We start from the raw sequence: 23,987 nt of genomic DNA on the forward strand, positions 1-23,987 counted from the left end.
CCGCGCTGTCATCTCCAAGGTAAACGCAGATGAATGACTGGCATATCGTGTGTGACTTCGATGGGACCATCACACCCACCGATGTCATCGACAATGTTCTCCAACGCTTCGCCGGCCCCGAATGGGAAACCATCGAGCAGCAATGGCTGGATGGCCATATCGGTTCGCGCGAATGCCTGAGCCGCCAACTGGCGCTGATCAAGGCGAGCCCGGCCGAACTGCTGGCGTACTTCGACACCGTCGAGATCGACCCGGACTTCCCGGACTTCGTCGACCATGTCCTGGGCCAGGGCGCGTCCCTTGAGGTGGTCAGCGACGGCATCGAGCAAGGCATCGCGCGGATCCTTTCGCGCAACTATGTGACCTTGCTGCCGATCATCGCCAACCGCCTGCGCCAGGTCGACCAGAACAGCTGGCGCATCGACTTCCCCCATGCCAGCGACGCCTGCCGCGCGGCCTCGGGCAACTGCAAATGCAAGTCCACCCCGCGTAACAAACGGGTGCTGGTGATCGGCGACGGCAAGTCCGATATGTGCGTCTCGACCACCGCCGATTTTGTCTTCGCCAAGGGCAGCCTGGCGCAGTACTGCCAGGCCCACGACATCCCCCATCTGCGCTTCGACACCTTTGCCGAACTGCCGGCCTTGCTGGCCAAGCTGCCCCAGGGCATCGCCGCCAACGCCACCCATTTCACTTTTGAAAATCAGGAACTCTTTCATCATGTCTGATATCCGTATCGCTACCGCCGAAGACCAGGTTCTGCTGGATAAAGAAGCCAAATACTGCTCCTACGGCGACACCGTCCACTACATCGACCCTCCGCGTATCTTCAGCCGTTGCGAAGGCTCCTACGTGTGGGACACCGAAGACCAGGCCTACCTCGACCTGCAAATGTGGTACTCGGCGGTCAACTTCGGCTACGCCAACCCGCGCCTGAACAATGCGCTGAAACAGCAGATCGACACCCTGCCGCAAATCGCCAGCCAGTACCTGCACAAGGGCAAGATCGAGCTGTCGGAAATGATCGCGGTGGACGCCAAGAAAAAATTCGGCCTCGATGGCCGGGTGCATTTCAACGTCGGCGGTTCGCAGTCCATCGAGGATTCGCTCAAGGTCGTACGTAACGCCACCAACGGCAAGAGCCTGATGTTCGCCTTCGAGGGCGGCTACCACGGGCGCACCCTTGGCGCGTCGTCCATCACCTCCAGCTACCGCTACCGTCGTCGCTACGGCCACTTCGGCGAACGCGCCAACTTCATCCCGTTCCCGTACCACTTCCGTGGCCCCAAGGGCATGACCAAGGAAGAATACGGCAGCCACTGCGTGCAGCAGTTCGCGCGCCTGTTCGAGACTGAATACAACGGTGTGTGGGACCCGAAAGTCGGCCAGAGCGAGTACGCAGCGTTCTACGTCGAGCCGATCCAGGGCACCGGCGGCTACGTGATCCCGCCGATGAACTTCTACAGCGAACTCAAGCAGGTGCTCGACCAGCACGGCATCCTGATGGTGGTCGATGAAATCCAGATGGGCTTCTGGCGCACCGGCAAGTTGTGGTCGATCGAACACTTCGATGTGCAGCCGGACGTGATCGTGTTCGGTAAAGCCCTGACCAATGGCCTCAACCCCCTGGGCGGCATTTGGGCCAAGGAAGAGTTGATCAACCCGAAAATCTTCCCGCCGGGTTCCACCCACTCAACCTTTGCCTCCAACCCGCTGGGTACGGCGGTGGGCCTGGAAATGTTCAAGATGACCAGCGAAGTCGACTACGGCGCGATGGTCATGGCCAAGGGCAAATACTTCCTGGAAGGCCTGCAAGAGTTGCAAAAGCGCTTCCCGATCATCGGCGACGTCGATGGCCTGGGCCTGGCCCTGCGCTGCGAAATCTGCGGCCCCGATGGCTTCACCCCGGACAAGGCGACCCTGGACTACATGGTTGACGAGGGCATGAAAGGCGACATGCTGGTCGACGGCCAGAAACTCGGGTTGATCCTCGATGTGGGCGGCTACTACAAGAACGTGATCACCCTGGCGCCGTCCCTGGAAATCAGCTACCCGGAAATCGACCTGGGCCTGAAGCTGCTGGAGCAACTGCTGACCCGAGCGATGAAGCGGTGAGCCTGGCCGATATCGATCTCGGCGAAGGCAACGCCGGCTTCGTTCTCGGCAACGGTCCGGTCGGGGTCTTGTTGATCCACGGCCTGACCGGCACCCCGACCGAGTTGCGTCGGGTCGCCCAGGGCCTGGCCAAGGCGGGCAACTGCACGGTGTACGTGCCCACCCTGGCCGGGCACTGCGGGGGCAACGAAGACCTGCAGGCCACCGGCTGGCGCGACTGGTACGAGGGTGTGCGCAAGACCTTTGTCGGCGTGCAGCAGCGCCATGCGCAGGTGTTCGTCGGTGGCTTGTCCATGGGCGCGGTGATGTCGATGTACCTGGCTTCGGAGTTTGCGGGCCAGGTCGCCGGGTTGCTGATGTACTCCACGACCCTCAAGTACGACGGCTGGAGCATCAACAAATTTGCCTTCATCACGCCGTTGCTGATCCGTATTCCGTTCGGCGTGCGCCTGTTCCGTTTTACCGAGAAGCCGCCCTACGGCATCAAGAACGAACGCTTGCGGGCCATCGTCGAGCGGCAGATGAAAGAGGGCGAGAGCAGCGAGGCCGGGTTGTTGACCATGGAGGGCGTCACCGTACGCGAGCTGCACTGGATGAACGCGGTGGTGAAAAAACGCATGCCGTCGATCAAGACCCCGGCGCTGGTCCTGCACTCCATCGAGGACGACATCACCAGCCGCTGGAACGCCGACTACGTGGAACGCCACCTGGGCGGCCCGGTGACCAAGATCCTGTTGGACAACTGCTACCACATGATCACCGTTGACCTGCAATACCGGCGGGTGATCGAGCTGAGTGCGGACTTTATTGAACAACACACCACCCCTGTGGACGAATATCTCCGGGCTTGACACCGTCTCCTGTGGGAGCGGGCTTGCCCGCGATGGTCGTGAACGATGATGCATATGGCCCGGTTTACGCGGTGTTTTTAGATGAAGGAAACGCTGTGATCAGCACTAAAGCCTATTCAACTATCCAAGCCATCGACCGCAGTGCCTGGAATGACTGTTTTCCCCAGGCCCTGGAAGATTGGGACTACTACGTAGCCGTGGAAAACGCCGCCATCGAGGATTTCCAATGGCGCTACCTGGCCCTTTATGAGGATGGGCAACTGCTGGCCGTTGCCCCGGCGTTCATCACCCATTACCGCCTCGACACCACCGTGTCGGGCATCGCCAAACGCTTTACCCAACGCCTGGAGCGCTGGCGGCCCGGGGTTTTGCGCCTGGGCCTGTATGCGATCGGCTCGCCGGTGGCCGAGCAATGCCATGCCGGTGTCGCCAGCCACGTGCCCGCTTCACGCCGTGGCGCGCTGTTGGCACACCTGCTGGCCGCCGCGCGCGGGGATGCCGATGCCTTTGGCATCGGCTTGCTGGCCGTCAAGGACGCCCCGACCCTGGACCCGGACTGGGCCGACAGCTGCAAGGCTGCCGGCCTGCACAGCATGCCGAGCCTGCCTACCGGGCTGTTGCCGCTGCCCTACGGTTCGGTGGATGCCTACCTGGGCTCCCTGGGCAAATCCACGCGCAAGGACTTGCGGCGCAAGCTGCGCGCGCCGGGGCCGCAGGTGGAGTGGCGGGACAATATCGATGATGTGCTGCCGGATATCATGCGCCTCTACGAGGCCACGCTGGCCCGCGCTGACCTGCAATTCGAACGCCTGCCCGCCGGGTATTTCAGCCAGGTGCTCGCCCAGCTTGAACAACGGGCGCGCTGTGTACTTTACTGGGTGGACGGGCAACTGGTGGCGTTCAACCTGGTGCTGCTGGACCAGCACCGGCTGATCGACAAGTTCTTTGCCCACGACCTGGCCCACAGCCGCGAACATAACCTGTACTTTCGCAGTTGGCTGACCAACGTCGACTACTGCATCGCGCACAATATTGCGTTGTATGAGTGCGGGCAGGCCGGGTATGCCAGTAAGCTACGCCTGGGCTGCGAGTTCGCGGGTAATGCGCTGTTCTTCCAGCATCGCAACCGTCTGCTCGACACCCTGCTCAAGCTGGTAAGAATGTTTATTCGCCCGGACCGATCCGACCCTGCCATGGCTGCTGCAATAAGCGAAACCCGATGATTGCCAAAACCCGCCAGAAAGCCCGCCCGTTTGCCATTTCCCGCTGGAGCCTGCAGCGCAAGCTGGTGTTGGCGTTCTGGCTGGTGACGGTGATCCCGACGATGATCGCCGCGGAGCTGGCAGCCACCACCCTGTCGCAGATTTTCGACAGTAACGTGCGCATCTGGCTGCAAGAGTCGACCCGCATCGTCAAGGATGAAGTCAGCGACATCCTGCACGACAACGCCCGTGTCGCGCAGATCTTCCTGCGGTATGTGCGTCCGCCCTCCAGCCATGAAGCGATGCGTCATGACCGTTTGATCGCGGACATTGCCAGCGCCACTGATATTGACGTGGTGACGCTGATTCGCAGCAGTGACAGCAAGGTGATGTTCAGCACCGTGGGCGATGATGTGGTGAAACAAATCAGCCTCGCCCCCAATGCCGTACTGCAAACCGTGCAGGTCGGCGGCGTGGCCACCGGGGCCGTGATTTCGTCGTTCGAGACCAGCCAGGATGGCGTCGACTATGAACTGCTGGTCGGCACCTACCTGGACAGCAGCTTCCTGACCAGTGTCGCCGAGGTGCATTCCCTGGACTTGCGCCTGTACCTGGCCAATACCGATGGTTTCTCGGAGATCTTCTCTACCCAGCGTTTTGAAGACCACCCGACCCGCGTGCCGAAATCCGTGGAAACCCTGCTGCGCAGCACCAAGCAGCCCAGCGAACAGTTCACCAGCAACTACAGCGGCCTGTATTGGCCGATCTTCAATGACACCGGCGAGTTGCAGGGCGTGATCTTCAGTGGCCTGCTGCGCCACACCAGCCTGGTGGGGCTGGTGAACCAGAGCAATCTGTTCGTGCTGATCTTCCTGCTCAGCTCTGCCTTGTCCCTGGGCGCCGGGGTGCTGGTTTCCCGGCACCTGACGCGGCCGCTGCGCGAGTTGTCCCAGGGCGTGAGCGCGGTGATCAGCGGCAACTACCAGCACCGCGTGGCCGTCACCGGCGGTGACGAGCTGGCGCAACTGAGCAGCACTTTCAACCACATGACCGAACGCCTGGGTGAGTTGCATCACCTCGAAGCGCAACTGCGGCGCCGCGATCGCCTGCATGCCCTGGGCGAAGTGGCGATGGGCCTGGCCCATGAAATCCGCAACCCCCTGGGCATCATCAAGACGGCGACCCAACTGCTGCACCGCCGCGCCGATCTACCGGAGACCGACAAGCGCCACCTGGAATACGTGATCAGCGAAGTCAGCCGGATCAATGACCTGATCACCGACTTCCTCGACTTTGCCAAGCCCAGCGAACCGCTGCGCAGCCAGCAACTGGCGCGGCCGCTGGCGCAAGAAATCCTCGGTTTCTGCGCGCCGGAACTGGCCAGTCATGCCATCGACGCGCACCTCGACGACCAGGCGCCCGGCGCGACCCTGTATGTGGACGCCAAGCAAATCAAGCAGGCGTGCCTGAACCTGATCCTCAATGCCGTCGATGCGATGCCCGAGGGTGGGCGCCTGACGTTGGGTATCAGCCGCGTCGAACACTTCACGGTGATCAGCATCAGCGACAGCGGCCCGGGCATCGCGCCGGAAATGATCGAGCGGATCTTTACCCCCTTCGTCACCACCAAGGCCTCGGGCACCGGCCTGGGCCTGGCGAAAGTCTACTCAATCATGGAAAGTCACGATGGCCGCATCGAGTGCACCAGCGAGAAGGATGCGGGTGCTACCTTCAGCCTGTACATACCGGCCAACGGTGAAGATGACGGCGACGACGAGGACAGTCATGACGCATAACATATTGGTGGTCGACGACGAGCCCAAGCTCTGCGACTTGCTGGCGTCGGCCCTGAGCCAGAACGACATCCAGGTGTTTATCGCCGGCAACGGCCTGCATGCCCTCAAGGTGCTGGAGCAGGAAGACATCGACCTGGTGATCAGCGACTGGCGCATGCCCGGCATGGACGGCCCGCAACTGCTGGCCGAGATCAAGGTGCGCTACCCGCAGTTGCCGGTGATCGTGATGACGGCCTACAGCACGGTGAAAAATGCCGTGCAGTCGATGCGCAATGGTGCCTACGACTACATTGCCAAGCCCTTCGATATCGACGAGCTGGACATCACCGTGGCCAAGGCCTTGCAGTTTCGCGACATCATGCGCGACAACGCACGGCTGCGCGCCGAGCTTGATGAGCACGCCCAGTTCGACAGCCTGGTGGGTGACAGCCCGGCGTTTCGTCGGGTGTTACAGGCGGTGGATTCGGTGCGTGAGAGCAATGCCACCATCTTGCTGACCGGCGAAAGCGGCACCGGCAAGGAAATGGTCGCCCGCGCCATTCACAAGCATGGCAACCGTGCAGACAAACCCTTTGTGGCGGTCAATTGCGCGGCGATCCCCGAAGGCTTGCTGGAAAGCGAAATGTTCGGTCATCGCAAAGGCGCGTTTACCGGCGCCGTGGCTGACCGGGTAGGGCGCTTCATGCAGGCGGACAAGGGCACGCTGTTTCTCGACGAAGTAGGCGATATGCCCTTGGCGTTGCAGGCCAAGATCCTGCGCGCCTTGCAGGAGCGGGTGATCGAGCCGGTGGGTGACCCGCGTGAACGCAAGGTGGATGTGCGGGTGATCGCCGCCACCAACAAGAACCTTCTGGACGCGGTGGCGAACAAGGAGTTTCGCGAGGATCTCTACTACCGTCTCAACGTCTTCCCGATCCCGCTGCCCGCCCTGCGCGAGCGTGTCGAAGACATCGCCCCCCTGGCCCGGCACTTTGCCCGCAGCCTGAGCGCCACCGCCGGCAAACGCATCACCGGCTTCAGCGCAGATGCCTTGCAGGCCATGGCCGCCTACAACTGGCCGGGCAATATCCGTGAGCTGCAAAACTGCGTGGAGCGCGCGACTATTGTGGCGGCCAGCCCGGTGATCGAGGACATTGACCTGCCGGCCTATCTGTTTGCGTCCCAGCCGACGGCGGGTGATGTGACGACGATTCTCAGCGAAGGCCCGGGCGTGCCTCGGGACCTGGATGCGGCGCTGGCAGAAGTGGAGAAGGCGTACATCCTGGCGGCGTTGCAGGAGAGCAATGGGGTGCAGGCGGCTGCGGCGTCAAGGATCGGGATCTCCGAGCGCAGCTTCTGGTACCGCTTGAAAAAGCTCGGCATCCAGATTGACAAGATCGTGCGCTGAGCCCTGGGAGTCACACAGCTCCCACAAGGGATCGGGGAAGCACACTGAGCAAATGTGGGAGCGGTCGAGCTTTAGCGAGGCTGCGATGCGGGCAGCTGGGTTTTATGGGTGTACCGAGTCGATCCCATCGCCGCCTCGCCGGGGCTCGACAGCTCCTACAAGGGATCGGGGATACACACTGAGCAAATGTAGGAGCTGTCGAGCTTTAGCGAGGCGGCGATGCGGGCAACTGGGTTTTATGGGTGTACCGAGTCGATCCCATCGCCGCCTCGCCGGGGCTCGACAGCTCCTACAAGGGATCTGGGATACACACTGAGCAAATGTAGGAGCTGTCGAGCTTTAGCGAGGTGGCGATGCAGGCAACTGGGTTTTGCAGGTGTACCGAGTCGATCCTATCGCAGCCTCGCCGGGGCTCGACAGCTCCTACAAGGGATTGGGGAAGGACACGGAGCAAATGTAGGAGCTGTCGAGCTTTAGCGAGGCTGCGATGCAGGCAGCTCGGTTTTGCAGGTGTACCGAGTCGATCCTATCGCCGCCTCGCCGGGGCTCGACAGCTCCTACAAGGGATTGGGGAGGCACACGGAGCAAATGTGGGAGCTGTCGGGCTTTAGCGAGGCTGCGATGCAGGCAGCTCGGTTTTGCAGGTGTACCGAGTTGATCCTATCGCAGCCTCGCCGGGGCTCGACAGCTCCTACAAGGGATTGGGGAAGGACACTGAGCAAGTGTGGGAGCTGTCGAGCTTTAGCGAGGCTGCGATGCAGGCAGCTCGGTTTTATGGGGGTATCGAGTTGGTCCAGTTCCCACAGGGGAGCGGTGGAGTGTCAGGCGTGGATTCGAATCCACACACTCACCAGCACCGTCGCCGCCATCAACCACGCCACTGCGGCCACCGCCAGCGAGGCCTCCAGGCGCATGCGATCGACCATCACGTACAGCGTCGCCAGGTACACAAAGTACGGAATGATCGACCACATGCCGAACACAATGGTGGTCTTCAGATCGTCTACCGAGCGGCCCTTGCCGACGATGTAGTGGGCGATCAGGGCAAAGGTCGGAAACAGCGGCACCAGGCCGGCGATGTAATAGTTCTTGGTTTTGGCCAGCACCGCCAGGAGCAATACCACCGCCGCACCGAGGGCGGCCTTGAAGATTAGGTCCACGCACGACTCCTTAATGGCTCAGCCCGTATTTCTTGACCTTGTCGAACAGGGTGGTCTTGGCCATTCCCAGTTCCAGGCTGGCCTGGGTCAGGTTGCCGCCGCTGCGTTGCAGGGCGTCGCTGAGCAGGTTGCGTTCAAAGGCTTCCACCGCCTCGGTAAAGGCCAGGCCATGGTTGTCGGGGCTGGTGCCGCTTTTCTTGAAGGCCGGCAGGCCCAGGGCAAAACGTTCGGCGACGTTGCGCAGTTCACGTACGTTGCCAGGCCAGTCATGGCTCATCAGGCTGGACAGGGTCTGGTTGTCCAGTTCCGGGGCGATGCGGTCAAAGCGCAGGGAGGACTGCTGCAGGAAGTGTTCGAACAGTTGCAGGATATCTTCACGACGCTCGCGCAGCGGCGGCAGTTCCAGGGTGACCACGTTCAGGCGGTAGTACAGGTCGCTGCGGAACTGGTTGGCGCGACTCAATTCGTCGAGGTCGGACTTGGTGGCGGCGATCACCCGGCAATCCACGACCACGCTCTGGTTCGAACCCAGGCGTTCCAGGGTGCGCTCCTGCAAGACCCGCAGCAGTTTGATCTGCAGGTTCATCGGCATGCTTTCCACTTCGTCGAGGAACAGCGTGCCCTCGTGGGCATGTTCGATCTTGCCGATCCGCCGTTTGCCCGCGCCGGTAAAGGCGTTGGCTTCGTGGCCGAAAATCTCGCTTTCAAACAGGTTTTCCGGCAGGCCACCGCAGTTCAGGGCGACGAACTGGTGGGCGTGGCGGCGGCTGAAGTCGTGCAGGCAGCGGGCGACCAGCTCCTTGCCGGTGCCGGTCTCGCCTTCGATCAGCACGTTGGCCGAGGTGTCGGCGACGTTGGCGATCAGCTCGCGCAGGTTCTGCATCGCCGGCGAGCGCCCGATGATCCGGCCTTCCAGGGAGTCACGCTCGGCCAGTTGGCGGCGTAGCGCCCAGACCTCCCGGGCCAGGCCGCGCTGTTCGAGGGCGCGGCGCACCACGTCTACCAGGCGCTCCGGGGAAAAGGGTTTTTCCATGAAGTCATAGGCACCGTTGCGCATCGCGCCCACGGCCATGGAAATATCGCCGTGGCCGGTGATCAGCACCACCGGCAGGCTTTTATCCAGGGCCTTGAGGCGGGTCAACAGCTCCAGGCCGTCGATACCGGGCAGGCGGATATCGCTGATCACAATGCCGGCAAAGTTCTCGCCGACACGTTTGAGAGCCTCTTCGGCGCTGGCCACGCCGACGCTGGGAATATCTTCCAGGGCCAGGGCTTGCTGGCAGCCGAGCAACACATGGGGATCGTCTTCGACGATCAGCACGGTCAGTTCGGTATTGGGTTGGCTGTTCATATCGATTCGCCGGGTTGATGGCCTGCCAGGGGCAGGCTCAGGACAAAGGCCGTACCACCAACGGCCGGGTGCTCGACGGCCAGGTTGCCGCCGGTGGCCGCTGCAAGGCTGGCCGACAGGGTCAGGCCCAGGCCCAGGCCTTGCTCGCCGGGTTTGGTGGTAAAAAAGGGTTCGAACAGATGCTTGCGGGTCTCAGGGTCGATGCCATGCCCGTTGTCCCGCACCCGCAGGCGATATTTTCCGTCGCTGATATCGCTTTCCAGCCACAACTCGGGGGCGGGTTGGGCGTGCATCGCATCCAGGGCGTTGCCGATCAGGTTGACCAGGATCTGCTCCAGGCGTGTCTGGTCGATCTGCAACAGGGCCTGGCTAAAACCACGGTGGACGGTCAGCGGCAGGCTGTCGAGGCGGCTGCCCAGGACCTGGAACGCCGCATCCACGGCCTTGCCCAGGCTGGCTTCGCCCTGGTCGTCGCCGCGTCGGGCAAACGAGCGCAGGCTGGCGGTGATGCGGCCCATGCGGTCGATCAGTTCGTTGATGGTCTTGAGATTGGTGCTGGCAGTATCCAGGGCCCCGCGTTCCAGGAAGCGCACGGTGTTGCCGGACAAGGTGCGCAGGGCCGCCAGGGGCTGGTTCAGTTCATGGGCGATGCTGGTGGACATCTGGCCGATGGCCGCCAGTTTGCCGGCCTGGACCAATTCGTCCTGGGCCCGGCGCAGGGTTTCTTCGGCCTGGCGGCGTTCGCGGATCTGCGCCTTGAGCCGTTCGTTGCTGGCCCGCAGGTCGGCGGTGCGCTCGGCAATCCGCCGCTCCAGCTGGTTGTTGGCTTCTTGCAGGGCCTCGCGGGCAGCCAGGCGCGTGGCGATCACCTTGCGTCGCTCGTTCCAGGCAATCAGCAGGAACGCCACCAGGGCAAAGGCCACGGCGACGAGGATGCCCTGGTTGATCGCCGCCTGGCGCAGGTCGTTGAGCGGGGTGAGCAGGGTGAAGTTCCACGGCGTGTCGTTCAGCGGTCGGGTCTGGGCGAGGTAGGTGACTTCCTGGTCGTCGGTCACCACTTCACTGTTGGCCGGGAACGTCAGCTTCTCGGTACCAGCATCCAGCTGTTCGCGGGCCAGGGGTTGCAGTTCGTTGAGGGTCGCCCAGTAATATTGCAGGCTGCGAGCCAGGCGCTCCTTGGTATCGTCGCTCAGCGGGCGCACGGCCTTGAGCCGGCGCGCCGGGTCGCTGGAGAGGATGATGATGCCGTTCTCATCGCTGACAAAGGCTTCCAGGCGCGCGCGCTGCCAGCGTTCTTCCAGCGCTTCGAGGCGCACCTTGACCACCGCGACGCCAATGATCTTGCCGCGTTCTTCCAGGCCATGGGCCAGGTAGTAGCCGGGTTCGCCATTGGTGCTGCCGATGCCATAGAAACGGCCGGGCTGGCCACGCACGGCATTCTGGAAATAGGCGCGGAACGACAGGTCTTCACCCAGGTAGCTGTCAACATCGCGCCAGTTGCTGGTGGCCATCACACGGCCGGTGGTGTCCATCACATAAATCGCCCGACTGCGGCTACGCCGGTTCAGGCCTTCGAGGTATTCGTTGACGGCTTGCCGGTGTTCCGGGCTTGGCTCGGCCAACAGCCTGGAGACGCTGGATTCCAGTTCCAGCAGGCTGGGCAGGTAGGTGTATTTGCTGATCTCACTCTCGACCGTGCGCGCATGCAGCTCCAACTGACGCTCGCCGTTCTCGCCCAGGGTGCGGATGCCGTAGTGCTCGCTGGTCCAGAAGCCGATAAAACCCAGGCCGATCATCAACAGGATGATCAGGGGCGGCAGGAACAACTGGCGAATCAGACGAGGCTTCACGGCAAGTGATGGCGGCGCGGCGCGATAGAGGGTGGGGTCGCATTTCATCACAGATGCCTTGGGTCAACCAGCGCTTGCCTGGACCGGTGTGGGAGCAGGCTTGCCCGCGATGACGGTAGGTCAACCACAGACAGGTTGACTGATACGCCGCAATCGCGGGCAAGCCCGCTCCCACAGGGCCCGGTTTCTACAGTGGACGCTGTGTTGTGCTTAGTGCTGCAGGATTTTCTCGAGGAAGTGCTGCGCACGTTCGGAACGGGCGCTGATATCGCCGAAGAACTCTTCTTTAGGGCAGTCTTCGATGATCTTGCCGGCATCCATGAAGATCACGCGGTCGGCCACTTTGCGGGCGAAGCCCATTTCGTGGGTCACGCACATCATGGTCATGCCTTCCTGGGCCAGTTGCACCATCACGTCCAGCACTTCGTTGACCATCTCCGGGTCCAGGGCCGAAGTCGGTTCGTCGAACAGCATGACGATCGGGTCCATGGCCAGGGCACGGGCAATCGCCACGCGCTGTTGCTGGCCGCCGGAAAGCTGGCCTGGATGCTTGTCCTTATGCGCCGACAGGCCCACGCGTTCGAGCAATTGCAGGGCTTTCTTCTTGGCCTCTTCTTCGCTGCGGCCCAACACCTTCACCTGTGCGACGGTCAGGTTCTTGATGATGGTCATGTGCGGGAACAGTTCGAAGTGCTGGAACACCATGCCCACGCGCGAGCGCAGTTTCGGCAGGTTGGTCTTCGGGTCGGCAATCGAGGTGCCGTCGACCACAACGTCACCTTTCTGGAACGGTTCCAGGGCGTTGACGCACTTGATCAGGGTGGACTTGCCCGAGCCGGATGGCCCGCACACCACGATCACTTCGCCTTTTTTGACATCAGTGCTGCAATCGGTCAGCACCTGGAAGTCGCCATACCACTTGTTGATGTTCTTGATAGAGATCATACGGCAAACCTTTTTTGCAGACGCTTGACCAGCAGCGAGGCGGCAAAGCTGATGATGAAGTAGACGACACCGGCAAAGATCAGGAACTCATTGGAGCGGCCGATAATGTCGCCGTTGGAGCGGGCGGAGTTGAGGAAGTCCACCAGGCCCACGGTGTAGACCAGCGAGGTGTCCTGGAACAGGATGATGCTCTGCTGCAGCAGCAGCGGGGTCATCTTGCGAAACGCCTGGGGCAGGATGATCAGGCGCATGGTCTGGCTGTAGGTCATGCCCATCGCTTGTGCCGCAGCCATCTGGCCCTTGGGGATCGACTGCACGCCGGCCCGCACGATTTCGCAGAAGTACGCCGCCTCGAACATCATGAAGGCCACGACGCAGGAGGTGAATGCACCGATTGGCGTGTCTTCGCCAGTGATCCAGCGCAATACGAATGGCACCGCCAGGTAGAACCAGGTGATCACCAACAGCAGCGGGATCGAGCGGAAGTAGTTCACATAGGCGCCGGCCACGCGCGACAGCAGTTTGCTGGAGGACAGGCGCATCAAGGCCAGGATGGTACCGAGGAAGATACCGCCGACCACGCCCATGACCATCAGCTTCAAGGTCATGACCATGCCGTTCCACAGGCCGGGCATGGCTGGGATAATGCCGCTGAAATCGAAGTCCATTATTTGCCCCCCACGGAAATCAGGCCAGGCACCGCGACTTTCTTCTCGACCAGGCGCATCAGCAGCATCAGGCTCATGTTCAGGGTGAAGTAGATCAGCGTAGCCAGGGTGAAGGCTTCAAACAGGTTGGCCGAGAATTCGGCGGTCTGCTTGGTTTGTGCCAGCAATTCCATCAGGCCGATCAAGGACGCCACGGAGGAGTTCTTGAACACGTTGAGGAATTCCGAGGTAAGCGGCGGGATGATGATCCGGTAGGCCTGGGGCAGCAGCACGTTCCAGTAGATCTGTGACAGGCTGAAACCCATGGCACGCGCGGCGGCTTCCTGGCCGCGAGGCAGCGCCTGGATACCGGTACGCACTTGTTCACATACGCGGGCGGCGGTGAACAGGCCCAGGCACACGACAACGCTCAGGTAGGCCGAGGTGGTCGGGTTCAAGTCTTGTTTGTACCAGTCCTGCAGGTTTTGTGGCAGCAGGTCAGGTACCAGGAAGTACCAGATGAACAGCTGAACCAGCAGCGGCACGTTACGAAACAGTTCCACGTAGCAGGTGGCGATACCGGCTACGAGGCGGTTAGGCATCGTGCGCATCACACCCAGCATCGAGCCCAGTAGCAAGGCGACGATCCATGCCACGACGGCGATGGCGATGGTCCAGCCCAAACCGGAGATGAACCAGTCGAGATAAGTCTCGCTGCCCACGCCGGTGGACTTGAAGAATACGCCCCAGTCCCAGTTGTAATTCATTAGGGTCTCCCCCGAAATCGATCGATGTACAAGCACCCGCTTGGGGAAGATCCATTCCCGCCTGACGGTGAACGTCAGACACACACGATCGGCTCGCAAACCGCCAGGTCGAGTGTTCCAAATAATGCCAGCAGGTAGTAACAGGCACCTGAGGGAGGGTTGGCTCCCCCAGGGGATAAGGTTAGTTCGGAATCAGGACTTTTTTTCAGCCGTTTTGTCGTCCGCCGCTTTGTCGGTCGGATTGGCGATCAGGGCCTTGAGTTCGTCGCTCATCGGGAACATCAGGTTCAGGCCTTTTGGTGGGATCGGCGAGCTGAACCACTTGGTGTAGATGTCGTTGATTGCGCCAGACTTGTAGGTGGCGATGATGGCGTCATCCACAGCCTTCTTGAACGGTGCATCGCCTTTGCGAACCATGCAGCCGTAGATTTCGAAGGATTGCGGCGTGCCGGTCACGGCCCAGTCGGTAGGCGTCTTGGCCTTGGCCATCTCACCGGCCAGCAGCGCATCGTCCATCATGAAGGCAACGGCGCGGCCGCTTTCCAGCATCTGGAAGGACTCACCGTGGTCCTTGGCGGAGATCACGTTCATGCCCATCTGCTTATCAGCGTTCATGGACTTGAGAATGCGCTCGGACGTGGTGCCGGCGGTGGTCACGACGTTCTTGCCCTTGAGGTCAGCGAAATCCTTGTAGGTCGAGTCCTTTTTGGACAGCAGACGGGTACCGATTTCGAAGATGCCGACGGAGAAGTCGACTTGTTGCTGACGTTCAACGTTGTTGGTGGTGGAACCACACTCAACGTCCACGGTGCCGTTCTGCACCAGCGGGATACGAGTTTGCGAAGTGACCAGGTTGTATTTGACCTTCAGCTCGCCTTCCTTCATGCCGAGGTCTTTCTCGACAGCTTTGACGATGGCCAGTTGAATGTCGTGGGAGTAGCCCACTGGCTTGCCCGAACCATCCGCAATGTAGGAAAACGGAATGGAGGCGTCGCGGTGGCCCAGGGTGATGGTGCCCGACTCTTTGATTTTCTTCAGCGTGCCGGTCAGTTCGGCGGCGAAGACTGGAGTGCTAATCAGAGCGGCAGCAATGGCTGCGCCCAAAATATGGGGAACGATACGCATCAATACTTCCTCGACATTTGTTTTTTTTATGAAGCCTGGACGGCTCTTTCGATACAGCGAATGCCTGTGACGGCTCCTGAAGCATCTCAGGCAAACACGTCCCAAGTGTAGAGCATGAGTCGTGCCAGACTGCTAATAAAGATCTAACTATATGATTTATATGGTGATTAACTTTATGTGACGATGTTTATCCGGTGTTTAAGTCCGGCAAACCGAATAGGGGGAGGTATCGCGTTCGGAAAACCGAATTTGTAGGAGTCTGCTTACGATGTGCGAGCCAAAAAAAGCCCCTGGACCTTTCGGTGCAGGGGCTTTGTCATTCAGGCCGCTTCGATCTTGCTGCGGTTCTGCTCGACCTTGACCAGGTAGCGCTGCAGGTTTTCCTGCTCCTCGGGGGTGGTGAACAGCCCCAGTTTGGTGCGGCGCCACAGGATGTCGTAGGCCTGGGTCGCCCATTCCTCGGCGCACAGGTAGTCGACTTCCCGGGTGTACAGGCCACCACCCAGGTGCTCGCCCAGGTCGGCCAGCGATTGCACGCCTTCGAGCAGGCGCCAGGTGCGGCTGCCATAGGTGGTCGACCAGCGGCGGGCGATTTCGCTGGGGATCCACTCGAACTTGCCGCGAATGTCCGAGGCCAGGGCTTCTGGGGTGCTCATGTCTTCGCCGCCGGGCAGGCTGGCCTTGGCCGTCCAGCTTGGCTTGATATGCGGGAAGTACGGGGCCAGTTGCGCCAGGGCCGACTCGGCGAGCTTGCGGTAGGTGGTCAGCTTGCCGCCGAACACCGACAGGATCGGCGCTTCCTCGCCAGTACCGGACAGCGCCAGGGTGTAGTCGCGGGTGATGGCCGACGGGTTATCCGACTCGTCGTTGCACAGCGGACGCACGCCGGAATAGGTGTGCACGATATCGTCGCGACTCAACTGCTGCTTGAAGTGGGCATTGACCACCTTGAGCATGTAGTCCGTTTCACCTTCGGTAATCGCCACTTTCGCCGGGTCGCCGGTGTACTCACGGTCGGTGGTGCCGATGATGGTCAGGTGATTGAGGTACGGAATGGTGAAGACGATACGCCCGTCCTCGTTCTGCAGGATGTGCGCATGGGCGCCTTCGTACAGTTTTGGCACGATCAGGTGGCTACCCTGGATCAGGCGGATGCCGTAGGGCGAATCGAGCTTCAAATCATCCTTGATGAATTTGGCGACCCACGGGCCGGCCGCATTCACCAGGGCCTTGGCGCGGATCGACAACAGGCTGCCATCGGCGCGTTCCAGGTGCAGGTGCCACAGGCCCTTGCTGCGACGGGCGCTGACGCAGCGGGTCTGGGTGTGGATATGCGCACCTTTTTCCCGAGCGGCCATGGCATTGAGTACTACCAGGCGTGCGTCGTCGACCCAGCAGTCGGAGTATTCGAAGCCCTTGGTGATCTCGCTTTTCAGCGGGCTGTCGGCACCGAACTTCAGGCTCTTGGAACCTGCGAGTTTTTCGCGCTTGCCGAGGTGGTCATACAGGAACAGGCCGGCACGAATCATCCAGGCCGGGCGCAGGTGCGGGCGATGGGGCAGCACAAAGCGCATCTGCTTGACGATGTGCGGAGCCTTGGCCAGCAGCACTTCGCGTTCGGCCAGGGCCTCGCGCACCAGGCGGAATTCGTAATGTTCAAGATAGCGCAGGCCGCCGTGGATCAGCTTGCTGCTGGCGGACGAGGTGTGGCTGGCCAGGTCGTCCTTTTCGCAAAGGAATACCGACAGGCCGCGACCGGCCGCGTCTGCCGCGATGCCCACGCCATTGATCCCACCACCGATAACGGCAACATCATAGACTTCGGCAAGGGGTGGAGCAGGCAAGGTAGAAGGGGTCATCGGCTGGCCTCGCGATCTTTATTTATATTTGAATTCGAACATTAATGTTCATTTGCGAAAATGGTAGCCTATAAACGCGGGCACAGCCAGTCGACTTCGATTGAAAAAACTCATCGAAGGGCGGGGAAAGGAAAAATTGTGAACATTGAGCCTGCTGCTGGCTCAAGAGGGTTGTTGCTCTTTAGGCCGCCATCGCGGGCAAGCCCGCTCCCACAGGTTGAACGCATTCCAACTGTGGGAGCGGGCTTGCCCGCGATGAAGGTGGTCCAGGCGCCAGAGATCTCAGGGCCAGATCAGACGACTTCCAGGCGAATCTTGTTCTGGCTCAACAACTGCACCAGCGCCGGCACCGGCTGCTGATCGGTGACCAGGCAATCAATCAAGCTGATCGGCCCCAGGCGAATCATGGCATTGCGCCCGAATTTGCTCGAGTCCGCCGCCAGGATCACCTTGCGTGCATTGGCAATGATCGCCTGGGAAACCCGCACTTCCTGGTAATCGAAGTCGAGCAGGCTGCCGTCCTCATCGATGCCGCTGATACCCACCAGGGCGAAGTCGACCTTGAACTGGTTGATGAAGTCCACGCTGGCCTGGCCCACCACGCCGCCGTCACGGCGCACATTGCCGCCAGTCAGCAGCACGTCGAAGTCGTCCTTGGCGCTGAGCATCATGGCGACGTTGAGGTTGTTGGTGATGATCTTCAGGTGGCTGTGGTTGAGCAGCGCCCGGGCGATGGATTCGGTGGTGGTGCCGATATTGATGAACAGCGAGGCATGATCGGGGATCTGTGCGGCAATGGCTTCGCCGATACGCTGTTTTTCATCGCGCATCTGGTCGGCACGCATGGCGTACTCGGTGTTTTCGACGCTGGAGTCATAGGCGGCGCCGCCGTGGTAGCGACGCAGCAGGTTGGCTTCGGCCAGTTGGTTGATGTCGCGGCGGATGGTTTGCGGGGTCACAACGAACAGCTGCGCCATTTCCTCGATACTGACGTAGCCGCGTTCGCGGACCAGTTCGAGGATTTGCTGCTGACGGGGAGGCAGATTCATGGGGCGTCCTTTGGGCTGCCGTACAAAAAAGTGGCCCATGATGACGCAGGAATCTGCTCCCTGCCAGTTACAACCCTAAGTGGGTCCGGCGCGTGGCTTATTCGGCGCCTTCGTGGGGTTCCCAGTCGCGGGTGCGGCTGACCGCTTTTTTCCAGCCGGCGTAGAGTTTTTCTTTGGCGGCCTCGTCCAGTTGCGGTTCGAATTCGCGCTCGATCACCGCCTTGCCACGCAACTCATCCAGGCTGCCCCAGAAGCCACAGGCCAGGCCGGCCAGGTAGGCGGCGCCCAACGCCGTGGTCTCGCGCATTTGCGGGCGCTCGACCTGGGTGCCGAGGATATCGGCCTGGAACTGCATCAAGAAGTTATTGGCCACCGCACCGCCGTCCACCCGCAGGGATTTGAGGCGTTCGCCGGAGTCCTGCTGCATGGCGTCGAGCACGTCGCGGGTCTGGTAGGCAATCGACTCCAGGGCTGCACGAATAATGTGATCCACGCGTACGCCACGGGTCAGGCCGAACAGCGCACCACGGGCATAGGGGTCCCAGTACGGAGCGCCCAGGCCGGTGAACGCCGGCACCAGGTATACGCCGTTGCTGTCCTTGACCTTGTTGGCGAAGTATTCGGTGTCGTGGGCGTCGTTGATGATCTTGAGCTCGTCGCGCAGCCACTGCACGGTGGAGCCGCCGTTGAACACCGCGCCTTCGAGCGCGTAGGCCACTTCGCCACGGGGGCCGCAGGCGATGGTGGTGAGCATGCCGTGCTGGGACTTGACGGCCTTGTCGCCGGTGTTCATCAGCAGGAAGCAGCCAGTGCCGTAGGTATTTTTCGCCTGGCCCGGCTCGACGCACATCTGGCCGAACAGGGCGGCTTGCTGGTCACCGGCAATGCCGCCGATGGCAATCCCGCTTTTGGTGCGGCCATAGATTTCCGAGGAGGACTTCACTTGCGGCAGCATTTCCCGCGGGATGTCCAGCACCTCGAGCATCTTCGCATCCCACTCCAGGGTGTGGATGTTGAAGAGCATGGTGCGCGAGGCGTTGGTGTAGTCGGTGACGTGGGTCTTGCCGCCGGTAAATTTCCAGATCAGCCAGCTGTCGATGGTGCCGAACAGCAGTTCGCCGTTGCGCGCGCGTTCGCGGCTGCCTTCGACGTTATCGAGGATCCACTTCAGCTTGGTGCCGGAGAAGTACGGGTCGGTGACCAGGCCGGTGGTGTCGCTGATGTATTGCTCATGGCCGTCGCGCTTGAGCTGCTGGCAGATCTCGGTGCTGCGTCGGCACTGCCAGACGATGGCGTTGTAGATCGGGCGACCGGTGATCTTGTCCCAGACCACCGTGGTTTCACGCTGGTTGGTGATGCCGATGGCGGCAACCTGGTCGTGATGCAGGCCGGCTTGTGCCAGGGCCTCGACCATCACGGCACTTTGGGTGGCGAAGATTTCCATCGGATCATGCTCGACCCAGCCGGCTTGCGGGTAGTGCTGGACGAATTCGCGTTGGGCGGTGCACACCACGTTGGCGTCACGATCAAAGATGATCGCCCGGGAACTGGTGGTGCCCTGATCGAGGGCAATGATGTAGTTCTTATTCTGTGTGTCGGTCATGTCGATTGCCTTGGACGGAAAAAGGGAATGGGTAAGTAGCCTGGGCCGCAAAGGGGCAGAAGGGCCCAGGCTACCGCTTTCAGGAAGTTCGGGTGTTACCGCTGGCGGCGGTTTCGGCTGCATCAGTTGTAGCCGCTGTGGCGTTGGGCAGATGGCGGGCAATCAACCCGCGATAGGCCGCAGCGCCGAGGCAGGCACCGACAATCGGTGCAAAGATCGGAATCAGGAAATAAGGAATATCGCGCCCGCCGGTGAAGGCCATTTCACCCCAACCGGCGAAAAACGTCATCAGTTTAGGGCCGAAATCCCGTGCCGGGTTCATCGCAAACCCGGTCAGCGGGCCCATGGCGCTGCCGATCACCGCGATCAGCAAACCGATCAGCAGCGGGGCCAGCGGGCCACGGGGCAAGCCATTGTTGTCGTCGGTCAAGGCCATGATCACGCCCATGAGGATGGCGGTGATGACCATTTCCACCAGGAACGCCTGGGCTGTATTCAGCAAGGCGTGGGGGTAGGTAGAGAACACCGAGGCCAGCTCCAGGCTGGCTGCGGAGCCACGGACCATCTGGTGAGTTTGTTCGTAATCGAAAAACAGGTTGCTGTAGAGCGTGTAGACCAGCGCGGCCGAGCAAAAGGCGCCGGCAACCTGGGCAATGATGTAGAAGGGCAGTTTGCGCTTGTCGAAATCGGCAAAGATGCACAGCGCGATACTGACGGCTGGATTGAGATGAGCCCCGGAAATGCCGGCGCTCAGGTAGATCGCCATGCTCACGCCGATCCCCCAGATGATGCTGATTTCCCACAAGCCAAAGCTGGCACCCGCGACCTTGAGCGCAGCGACACAGCCGGTGCCGAAGAAGATCAGCAGCGCGGTGCCGAGGAACTCGGCCATGCATTGGCTTGAAAGAGAAGGCTGTTGAAGAGCAGTTGTCATTGAAAACCTCGATTTTTTTTCTTGTCTGGCGCGGTGCCACAACGGGCGGTGCGCGATTTTCACCGTGACGAGGATCCCCATCCTGGTCACGGCTTACTGCTCGGACACTGTGGATAGATTCCTACAGTATTCGGAAACGAAAAAATATAGACAAGAAACACCGCTGTCAAAGGTCGAAAGTGAACGGCCGGTCATTTTCAAACTATTAACACGGTGAATGATCGCCGCAACGAGGCGACGCAATGGGCGGCGAGCGTGGCCAGGATCTGCGCGGATTCGTCGCACTGCGCCCTGCACTAGAGCGTTTTGCCTGGGTTTGTCCTAGAATCGGTGGCCTGCTTTTCCACGTTTCCCCCGAGCCTGGAGCCCCCATGACACCCGCATTGGACTTGTTGAAAAAAGTTCGCGCCGAACATCGTATCCACAGTTACGAACATGACCCCAAGGCCGCCTCTTATGGCCTGGAGGCCGCGGAGAAGTTGAGTCTCGACCCGGCGCGGGTGTTCAAGACCCTGCTCGCCAGCAGCGAAAAGAGCGAGTTATTGGTGGCGGTGGTGCCGGTCGTCGGAAGTCTGGATTTGAAGGCCCTGGCGCACGCGGCAGGGGTGAAGAAAGTCGAGATGGCCGACCCCGCGGCGGCGCAGCGTTCTACCGGCTATTTGTTGGGCGGGATCAGCCCGCTGGGGCAGAAGAAACGCTTGCGCACCTTCATCGATGAGAGCGCACAGCCTTTTGCGACAATTTTTGTCAGTGCGGGTAGGAGGGGCTTGGAAGTGGAGTTGGCGGCGGCGGTGTTGGCCGAGCACACCCAGGGCAAATTCGCGCCGATTGGCCGGGCTTGATTTCAAGAACGGTAGGATCAAATGTGGGAGCGAGCCTCTGTGGGAGCTGGCTTGCCTGCGATAGCATCACCTCGCTGTAGCTGACAGCCCGAGGCGCCTGCATCGCGGGCAAGCCAGGCTCCCACACAAGCCTGCACACATTTTGGATTCGGTTTCTTCAGCTGGCAGTGCTGTAGCGCCGCACGCCGGACTCCACCTGCGGAATCTGCGCCGCCGTGCTCCCCGAGGCCTGGAACAGCACCAGGTGTTCGGCCGCCACGCGGATCCCCACCTGCGCACCCACCTGATGATCGGCATGGCTGGGGAAAATCGATTCCAGCTGGGCGCCGGTCGGCAACTGTAAGCGGTACAAGGTCGAGGCACCCAGGAAGGTCTTGCCGACAATCTGCGCTTTCAAGGCGCTGTCCGGTGCATACACGATGTCATCCGGGCGCAGCAAAACGTCTACCGCAGAGCCAGTCGGCCAGGTATAGGCACGATTACCGCGCAACTCGCCCAACTCGGTGCTGACCGACTCCGGCGTGCTCAACTGGCCACGGATGAAATAACCCTGGCCAATAAAGCTCGCGACATAGGGTGTCAGCGGTTCGTGATATAGGTTGTAGGGCGTATCCCACTGCTCCAGCCGGCCTTCCTTGAACACGCCGACGTGATCGCTCACGGCAAACGCTTCTTCCTGGTCATGGGTGACCAGAATCGCACTGGTGCCACGCGCCTTGAGGATGTCGCGCACTTCATGGCTGAGCTTGCGCCGCAGCTCACCATCAAGGTTGGAGAAGGGTTCGTCCAACAGCAGCAATTGCGGCTCCGGCGCCAACGCACGGGCCAGGGCCACGCGCTGTTGCTGGCCGCCAGACAGTTCGTGGGGGAAGCGCTTGCCCAGGTTCTTCAGGTTGACCAATTCCAGCAGCTCGGCGACCACGCGCTCTTTGTGCGGGTGTTTGCGAATGCCGAAGCCAATGTTGTCGGCCACGCAGAGGTGCGGAAATAGCGCGTAGTCCTGGAACACCATGCCAATGCGACGTTTCTCCGGTGCCAGGGTAAAGCCGGCGCTGGAGATCACTTCGCCGGCCAGGTTGATCTCACCTTCGTGCACCGGTTCGAACCCGGCAATCGCCCGCAGGGTAGTGGTTTTGCCGCAGCCCGAGGAGCCCAGCAGGCAACCGATATCGCCGGCGTTAAGGTGCAGGTTGAGGTTCTGCACCACCCGTTGGTCCTGATAGCCGCATGCCAGATTGCGTAGATTCAGCAGAAGTGGCTGGCTCATGCGTGGTGGTACGCCGGTGGGACCAGGAACTCCAGCAAGGCCTTCTGGGCGTGCAGGCGGTTTTCTGCCTGGTCCCAGGCGACGGAGCGCGAGTCGTCCAACAGGTCGAGGCTGATTTCTTCGCCGCGATGGGCCGGCAGGCAGTGCATGAACAGCACATCCGGCGCGGCGAGGTCGAGCAATTCGCGGGTGACTTGATAAGGTGCGAACAGGGCCAAGCGCTTGGCGGTCTCGTCTTCCTGGCCCATGGAGGTCCAGACGTCGGTACTCACCAGGTGCGCGCCGATCACCGCGTCTTTCGGGTCACGCACGATTTGTACGCGGGCGTCGGCCTTGGCCAGGAATTCGGCGCTCGGCTCATAGCCCTCGGGGCAGGCGATGCGCAGATGGAAGTCGAACTGGATCGCCGCTTCTATATAGCTGTTGCACATGTTGTTGCCATCGCCGATCCAGGCCACGGTCTTGCCCTGGATCGAGCCGCGATGTTCGAGGAACGTCTGCATATCGGCGAGCAACTGGCAGGGATGCAGGTCATCGGACAGGCCGTTGATCACCGGCACCCGCGAGTTGGCGGCAAATTCGGTGAGGGTGCTGTGGGCGAAGGTACGGATCATCACCGCATCGAGCATGCGCGACATGACGATGGCGCAATCGCTGATCGGCTCGCCACGGCCCAGTTGGGTGTCCCGTGGCGACAGGAAAATGGCCTGGCCGCCGAGCTGGATCATGCCGGCTTCGAAGGACAGGCGGGTACGGGTGGACGATTTCTCGAAAATCATCCCGAGTACGCGGTTTTTCAAAGGCTCGAACAGTACGCCGCGATTACGCAGGTCTTTAAGCTCAATGCCTCGACGGATCACGCTGACCAGCTCTTCGGGCGTGCAATCCATCAGGGAGAGAAAGTGCCTTGCGCTCATCATTAACTACCTTTTTGCAACAGACCGCAGATACTCAAAGCCTTGTTTATTGTGACAACGGGCGAGACCTGCGGCGAAAGCCGCACGGGGCGACGAAATAGGGGAAGGCGCGATATTGACACTAAATGTCGCGTCTTACCAATAGGCTACGGTTTTTTAGGGGTGTTCAAAGGGGCGGGAATTGCACTTTTGAGGCCTGTTTACGGACAGCAGCGGGTCATTTGTACACTGGCGCCGCGACCTTTTGCAATGTGTGATGGCGGCCCCGGGCCAGGTTGGGTCGGTTTCCTGGGCGGTGTGGGAGGTTTCTGAAACATTTG

At 61.0% G+C, this 23,987-nt stretch carries 20 protein-coding genes; 7 read left to right on the forward strand and 13 right to left on the reverse strand.

The genetic code is table 11. The features are described 5' to 3' along the window. The first annotated feature begins 29 nt into the window (after positions 1-29). The 6 genes from HBO11_RS11615 (at position 30) to HBO11_RS11640 (ending at position 7,351) form a co-directional block, all read left to right on the forward strand. Entirely contained in the window at positions 30-728 is a 699-nt protein-coding gene (locus tag HBO11_RS11615) for an MtnX-like HAD-IB family phosphatase (protein ID WP_169954464.1), read from the forward strand. After that, a complete protein-coding gene (locus HBO11_RS11620; RefSeq protein WP_057438348.1) occupies positions 721-2,115 on the forward strand; it encodes an aminotransferase class III-fold pyridoxal phosphate-dependent enzyme in 1,395 nt (464 codons plus the stop codon). The genes HBO11_RS11615 and HBO11_RS11620 overlap by 8 nt, the downstream gene beginning before the upstream one ends. Continuing rightward, entirely contained in the window at positions 2,112-2,966 is an 855-nt protein-coding gene (locus HBO11_RS11625) for an alpha/beta fold hydrolase (RefSeq protein WP_169954463.1), read from the forward strand. Before HBO11_RS11620 ends, HBO11_RS11625 begins: the two co-directional genes overlap by 4 nt. Before the next feature lie 95 nt (positions 2,967-3,061). Continuing rightward, positions 3,062-4,189 carry a GNAT family N-acetyltransferase gene (locus HBO11_RS11630; RefSeq protein WP_169954462.1) on the forward strand — a complete coding sequence of 376 codons (1,128 nt, stop codon included), beginning with the start codon at positions 3,062-3,064 and terminating at the stop codon, positions 4,187-4,189. Continuing rightward, positions 4,186-5,964, forward strand: a complete 1,779-nt coding sequence (locus tag HBO11_RS11635) for an ATP-binding protein (protein WP_169954461.1) — start codon at positions 4,186-4,188, stop codon at positions 5,962-5,964. Before HBO11_RS11630 ends, HBO11_RS11635 begins: the two co-directional genes overlap by 4 nt. Then, positions 5,954-7,351 (forward strand): sigma-54 dependent transcriptional regulator, encoded by a 1,398-nt coding sequence (locus HBO11_RS11640; RefSeq protein WP_169954460.1) that lies wholly within the window; start codon positions 5,954-5,956, stop codon positions 7,349-7,351. The genes HBO11_RS11635 and HBO11_RS11640 overlap by 11 nt, the downstream gene beginning before the upstream one ends. 821 nt (positions 7,352-8,172) lie before the next feature. On the opposite strand, the gene HBO11_RS11645 is transcribed toward HBO11_RS11640, so the two are convergent. The 11 genes from HBO11_RS11645 to HBO11_RS11695 all read right to left on the reverse strand — a co-directional run bounded on the left by HBO11_RS11645 (position 8,173) and on the right by HBO11_RS11695 (position 20,641). Further along, positions 8,173-8,502 carry a GlpM family protein gene (locus HBO11_RS11645; protein WP_169954564.1) on the reverse strand — a complete coding sequence of 110 codons (330 nt, stop codon included), beginning with the start codon at positions 8,500-8,502 and terminating at the stop codon, positions 8,173-8,175. Between the two features lie 19 nt (positions 8,503-8,521). After that, positions 8,522-9,862 carry a sigma-54 dependent transcriptional regulator gene (locus tag HBO11_RS11650; protein WP_169954459.1) on the reverse strand — a complete coding sequence of 447 codons (1,341 nt, stop codon included), beginning with the start codon at positions 9,860-9,862 and terminating at the stop codon, positions 8,522-8,524. Further along, positions 9,859-11,760: an ATP-binding protein gene (locus HBO11_RS11655; protein ID WP_169954458.1), complete on the reverse strand. Its 1,902-nt coding sequence runs from the start codon at positions 11,758-11,760 to the stop codon at positions 9,859-9,861. Before HBO11_RS11655 ends, HBO11_RS11650 begins: the two co-directional genes overlap by 4 nt. 162 nt (positions 11,761-11,922) lie before the next feature. Further along, entirely contained in the window at positions 11,923-12,657 is a 735-nt protein-coding gene (locus HBO11_RS11660; RefSeq protein ID WP_169954457.1) for an amino acid ABC transporter ATP-binding protein, read from the reverse strand. Then, complete coding sequence (locus HBO11_RS11665; protein ID WP_169954456.1) at positions 12,654-13,325, reverse strand: ABC transporter permease subunit; 672 nt, start codon at positions 13,323-13,325, stop codon at positions 12,654-12,656. Before HBO11_RS11665 ends, HBO11_RS11660 begins: the two co-directional genes overlap by 4 nt. Continuing rightward, complete coding sequence (locus HBO11_RS11670; protein WP_169954455.1) at positions 13,325-14,071, reverse strand: amino acid ABC transporter permease; 747 nt, start codon at positions 14,069-14,071, stop codon at positions 13,325-13,327. Before HBO11_RS11670 ends, HBO11_RS11665 begins: the two co-directional genes overlap by 1 nt. Before the next feature lie 192 nt (positions 14,072-14,263). Then, positions 14,264-15,196 carry a glutamate/aspartate ABC transporter substrate-binding protein gene (locus HBO11_RS11675; protein ID WP_169954454.1) on the reverse strand — a complete coding sequence of 311 codons (933 nt, stop codon included), beginning with the start codon at positions 15,194-15,196 and terminating at the stop codon, positions 14,264-14,266. Positions 15,197-15,516: 320 nt separating this feature from the next. Then, entirely contained in the window at positions 15,517-17,055 is a 1,539-nt protein-coding gene (gene glpD, locus HBO11_RS11680) for a glycerol-3-phosphate dehydrogenase (protein WP_169954453.1), read from the reverse strand. A gap of 293 nt (positions 17,056-17,348) precedes the next feature. Beyond that, positions 17,349-18,104, reverse strand: coding sequence for a DeoR/GlpR family transcriptional regulator (locus HBO11_RS11685; RefSeq protein WP_038443004.1), 756 nt, complete (start codon positions 18,102-18,104; stop codon positions 17,349-17,351). Positions 18,105-18,201: 97 nt separating this feature from the next. Then, complete coding sequence (gene glpK, locus HBO11_RS11690; RefSeq protein WP_169954452.1) at positions 18,202-19,707, reverse strand: glycerol kinase GlpK; 1,506 nt, start codon at positions 19,705-19,707, stop codon at positions 18,202-18,204. A gap of 79 nt (positions 19,708-19,786) precedes the next feature. Further along, positions 19,787-20,641, reverse strand: coding sequence for an MIP/aquaporin family protein (locus HBO11_RS11695; RefSeq protein ID WP_169954451.1), 855 nt, complete (start codon positions 20,639-20,641; stop codon positions 19,787-19,789). Positions 20,642-21,012: 371 nt separating this feature from the next. Here HBO11_RS11695 and ybaK point away from each other — a divergent pair, with 371 nt between their 5' ends. Further along, positions 21,013-21,483, forward strand: coding sequence for a Cys-tRNA(Pro) deacylase (ybaK, locus tag HBO11_RS11700; protein ID WP_169954450.1), 471 nt, complete (start codon positions 21,013-21,015; stop codon positions 21,481-21,483). A gap of 157 nt (positions 21,484-21,640) precedes the next feature. Here ybaK and HBO11_RS11705 read toward each other — a convergent pair whose 3' ends face one another. Both HBO11_RS11705 and argF read right to left on the reverse strand, forming a co-directional pair. Next, the gene (locus HBO11_RS11705) at positions 21,641-22,750 is read right to left on the reverse strand and encodes an ABC transporter ATP-binding protein (protein ID WP_169954449.1); all 1,110 of its coding nucleotides are present in this window, start codon (positions 22,748-22,750) and stop codon (positions 21,641-21,643) included. Further along, complete coding sequence (gene argF / locus HBO11_RS11710) at positions 22,747-23,667, reverse strand: ornithine carbamoyltransferase (RefSeq protein ID WP_169954448.1); 921 nt, start codon at positions 23,665-23,667, stop codon at positions 22,747-22,749. Before argF ends, HBO11_RS11705 begins: the two co-directional genes overlap by 4 nt. Positions 23,668-23,987 lie beyond the last annotated feature (320 nt).

Origin of the sequence: Pseudomonas sp. WS 5010, from assembly GCF_012985565.1 — a bacterium.
GTDB lineage: Bacteria > Pseudomonadota > Gammaproteobacteria > Pseudomonadales > Pseudomonadaceae > Aquipseudomonas.

Bases quoted from the DNA above. Each gene is read 5' to 3' on its own strand.
- HBO11_RS11615 (WP_169954464.1), top strand. From the start codon at position 30: ATGAATGACTGGCATATCGTGTGTGACTTCGATGGGACCATCACACCC.
- HBO11_RS11620 (WP_057438348.1), top strand. From the start codon at position 721: ATGTCTGATATCCGTATCGCTACCGCCGAAGACCAGGTTCTGCTGGAT.
- HBO11_RS11635 (WP_169954461.1), top strand. From the start codon at position 4,186: ATGATTGCCAAAACCCGCCAGAAAGCCCGCCCGTTTGCCATTTCCCGC.
- HBO11_RS11640 (WP_169954460.1), top strand. From the start codon at position 5,954: ATGACGCATAACATATTGGTGGTCGACGACGAGCCCAAGCTCTGCGAC.
- HBO11_RS11650 (WP_169954459.1), bottom strand. From the start codon at position 9,862: ATGAACAGCCAACCCAATACCGAACTGACCGTGCTGATCGTCGAAGAC.
- HBO11_RS11655 (WP_169954458.1), bottom strand. From the start codon at position 11,760: ATGAAATGCGACCCCACCCTCTATCGCGCCGCGCCGCCATCACTTGCC.
- HBO11_RS11660 (WP_169954457.1), bottom strand. From the start codon at position 12,657: ATGATCTCTATCAAGAACATCAACAAGTGGTATGGCGACTTCCAGGTG.
- HBO11_RS11665 (WP_169954456.1), bottom strand. From the start codon at position 13,325: ATGGACTTCGATTTCAGCGGCATTATCCCAGCCATGCCCGGCCTGTGG.
- HBO11_RS11670 (WP_169954455.1), bottom strand. From the start codon at position 14,071: ATGAATTACAACTGGGACTGGGGCGTATTCTTCAAGTCCACCGGCGTG.
- HBO11_RS11675 (WP_169954454.1), bottom strand. From the start codon at position 15,196: ATGCGTATCGTTCCCCATATTTTGGGCGCAGCCATTGCTGCCGCTCTG.
- glpD (WP_169954453.1), bottom strand. From the start codon at position 17,055: ATGACCCCTTCTACCTTGCCTGCTCCACCCCTTGCCGAAGTCTATGAT.
- HBO11_RS11685 (WP_038443004.1), bottom strand. From the start codon at position 18,104: ATGAATCTGCCTCCCCGTCAGCAGCAAATCCTCGAACTGGTCCGCGAA.
- glpK (WP_169954452.1), bottom strand. From the start codon at position 19,707: ATGACCGACACACAGAATAAGAACTACATCATTGCCCTCGATCAGGGC.
- HBO11_RS11695 (WP_169954451.1), bottom strand. From the start codon at position 20,641: ATGACAACTGCTCTTCAACAGCCTTCTCTTTCAAGCCAATGCATGGCC.
- ybaK (WP_169954450.1), top strand. From the start codon at position 21,013: ATGACACCCGCATTGGACTTGTTGAAAAAAGTTCGCGCCGAACATCGT.
- HBO11_RS11705 (WP_169954449.1), bottom strand. From the start codon at position 22,750: ATGAGCCAGCCACTTCTGCTGAATCTACGCAATCTGGCATGCGGCTAT.
- argF (WP_169954448.1), bottom strand. From the start codon at position 23,667: ATGAGCGCAAGGCACTTTCTCTCCCTGATGGATTGCACGCCCGAAGAG.